A 2,885-nucleotide genomic window follows, 5' to 3' on the forward strand; every position below is an offset into this window, starting at 1 on the left:
CAAAGGCACAAACCAGTTGCCGAAGATCATCGCAGGTGTCAGATTCAACGACGGCATCGAGGTCATCCAAGCGCCGGCAAACCACGCCGCCTGATCACCCCGTCACCCAAAATCCCGCATAGCTCGCACAATGCGTCATTGCGGGCGTCCAACGCAGCGCTTGGGTCCTAGGAAGGCCCGGGCCGCGGGGCTTCGCGGTGCGCTGCCGCGGTGTTTTTGTTCTAATTAGTACAAGATTCGATAGCAGACGCGGCCCGCACGAGACGAGCGAAGAATGAACGTACGCTTAGCCGCGTACTTAGTCATGCGAGTGTCTTTGTAACAACTCGGGCCGCGTCATCTGATCTGGATGCGCTTCAAGCTTCGGCTGCCATCTATGACGATATCTACGGGAGGCAGAATGTCTCTCCCCCACTGCGCTTTAAGCTTATAGGTGCCTGGGACGTTATTTACCTCGAAGCGGCCAAAGGAGTCGGTTCTACCTTGCGCAACCCGCCTACCCTGGACGTCAACGACTTCGTAGGCAACGGACTCCAAAGTATTCGGGCTTGGGCCAACGAGCTGGTAGATGTCAGCGCGAGCAGGCATGGAATGTCCGAGCAACGCTGCAACAACGATCGTTCCGGTAGGTCTCAGCATGGTGCATCGCCCGCGTTATATTTGTTGAGTTTGACACCTTTGAGCATTCGCGAGTGCTGAGCCGCATTTTGAAGGAGACTGTGGGCACGTTTCGACTGATCGCTCCAATTATCAAACTCCTGCTTGGGACTAAACTGGCAGGAAAGATATTCAGTATCTTTGCTTAAACTAAAAATGACCGATATGATTTCGTCCTCAAAATTGTACCCGTCAAGCAAAGCGGGGGTAATTTTAAAGCGTCCACCGGCGTTGTCCTTGCTGACTGTGGTGTTGTAGCGATCTGGAAGGACTTTGATTTGCAACCCATTCCAGTCTGCGCTGTTGAGTGGATTGCCGTCGGCGTATCCAACTGTCCCGGCGACCGACCATTGCGTGCGCGGCAATTCCCGAGAAATATATGCTAGCTGACCAAAAAACGCGGCGATAAACGGGAAAACCAGCGCCGGATAGTTCGCCTTCATCCGCCCAAGGATTGGAAGCTCGATATCGACCGGCGCGCTTGTTTTCAGGTCCAAATAGGTATGTTGGCGCAATAGCGCAAAAAAACCCAGACAAAGGGCCAAGACGGCTATTAGGAGTGAGCAAATCGCGAACAAGGCTTGCCTCCTTCGGACTCAGCTTCCTGACTGAGAAGCTTGACACATCAAAATGTCGGACGATGTGAAATGGATCACATACGAAAGCAGAGCACGCCCAAGTTACGCTTGGGGTAATTCGCGACCAATTGAGCGGCGATTAGCGTGCTCCTTGACGTCCGCTCCTGTGCCGAAAGCGTTGAAACGGCTCGTCGGCCCTCGTCGCCTGGAGCAACCCATGTTCTCACCAAAAGGGAAAGTTAATGAGAGGAACGATCCGCCGCGTTGCGGATGCGGCTGGACTCGATCAGGCAACCGTGCGGCGGGCGGTTGAGGCCGCCGGGCTTGACCCCAAAACAATCAGCTTTGAGGAAGGCTTGAACCTGGCTCGGTCAATTGCCGATCCGGCCCGGGTCATCGGACATGCCGCAAACGGCAGAGGTGAGGGCGGGCATCATACCGTGACTGACACCTTGGCTGAAGCCAAAGCCCACGCCGAGCGACTGAGAGCCCGAAAGATTGAGCTTCTTAACGCCAAACTTGAAGGCTCGCTCATACCCCGGGAGGCCGTGACGGCGACAGGCGCTCGCATCCTCGCGGAGGCGCGTACAGCGCTTCTTTCGTTAGGTCATCGTCTCGCTGCCAAGGTGGCGCGCAAAACGGACGCGCGGGAAATTGCGCATATCGTACAGAGCGAAGTTCGTGACGTGCTCGGCGCACTCGCGAACGATGACAGATTTTTTGCACAGTTGGAGGCCGAAGCCCTTTCATGATCGATGAGCAGCTTGCGCGCGGCTGGCTGCGCGCGCCAGCACCGCCGCCCATCGTCGCGCCTACCAACTTCGCCGAAACTCAAATAATCCTGCCGAGCTCGGCAAACGCAATTCCGGGACCTCTGAGGTTAACCGCCTATCAGCGCGAACCCATAGACGCGATTGCGGACAACGACGTTGAAATCATCGTTCTCATGCTGGCATCGCAGACCGGCAAGTCGACGGTAATACGAACAACTGGCGCGCGGGCATGCAGGACGTGTCCGCCGCTATCGACGAGAGCATGGGCGAGTTGGTCGTGGTGACGCCGTACGTTGGTACCCCGAGGCCGAACTTCCCCGCGGTGCCTGATCCTGCGAAAGCTGTCACGGTCACATCGGTTTTCACAAACAAGGCGAAGTCCATCATCATGGGTGAGAACAGCGGCCGGTTTGCTTCCGGCCACTCCGTCGCCCGATTGTCAGCACGTCTGAGCCGATTTTCTCGTTTGGTTATGGCGTGTTGCCGTTCTTGCCCATGCAGGCCTATCGCATCATGCGCCTTTGCAACCGCGCGTTATATGAAGTCACGGACGCGAAACCTGATGGTGTTTCGCGGATCGAAGTCAAAGTGGTTCGCCTTGGCATAGCTGAGGCGGAGTTCTAGTGGAGCGCATCCAATACGCCCCGCGACAAGGCGCAACGTATGAGCCGTCTTTAGATATCTTGGTGCCTGCGCTCGCAAAGCTGCGCGAATGTCAGACCTCGATTGACGCTCTTGTGCTGATTGACTGTAAGCGCGAATTTCCCCGCACCTTTTGCGGTTGAGTGCTGTGATGCATGAGGTGTCCACCAAATTAGGTGGACACCTTGTGATGGCAGACGATGATCAGAAACTGCGGGTCAGGCTTGTTGGCCGG

At 56.2% G+C, this 2,885-nt stretch carries 3 protein-coding genes; 2 read left to right on the forward strand and 1 reads right to left on the reverse strand.

From position 1 onward, the window contains the following. Positions 1 to 632: 632 nt before the first annotated feature. Positions 633 to 1,235: a hypothetical protein gene (locus tag QCM77_RS45510; RefSeq protein ID WP_280097090.1), complete on the reverse strand. Its 603-nt coding sequence runs from the start codon at positions 1,233 to 1,235 to the stop codon at positions 633 to 635. Between the two features lie 242 nt (positions 1,236 to 1,477). Here QCM77_RS45510 and QCM77_RS45515 point away from each other — a divergent pair, with 242 nt between their 5' ends. Beyond that, a complete protein-coding gene (locus QCM77_RS45515; protein WP_280097091.1) occupies positions 1,478 to 1,987 on the forward strand; it encodes a hypothetical protein in 510 nt (169 codons plus the stop codon). Then, a complete protein-coding gene (locus QCM77_RS45520) occupies positions 1,984 to 2,292 on the forward strand; it encodes a phage terminase large subunit family protein (protein WP_280097092.1) in 309 nt (102 codons plus the stop codon). Before QCM77_RS45515 ends, QCM77_RS45520 begins: the two co-directional genes overlap by 4 nt. The last annotated feature ends 593 nt before the right edge of the window (positions 2,293 to 2,885 follow it).

This window comes from Bradyrhizobium nivariense (assembly GCF_029846695.2).
GTDB lineage: Bacteria > Pseudomonadota > Alphaproteobacteria > Rhizobiales > Xanthobacteraceae > Bradyrhizobium.

Bases quoted from the DNA above. Each gene is read 5' to 3' on its own strand.
- QCM77_RS45520 (WP_280097092.1), top strand. From the start codon at position 1,984: ATGATCGATGAGCAGCTTGCGCGCGGCTGGCTGCGCGCGCCAGCACCG.
- QCM77_RS45515 (WP_280097091.1), top strand. From the start codon at position 1,478: ATGAGAGGAACGATCCGCCGCGTTGCGGATGCGGCTGGACTCGATCAG.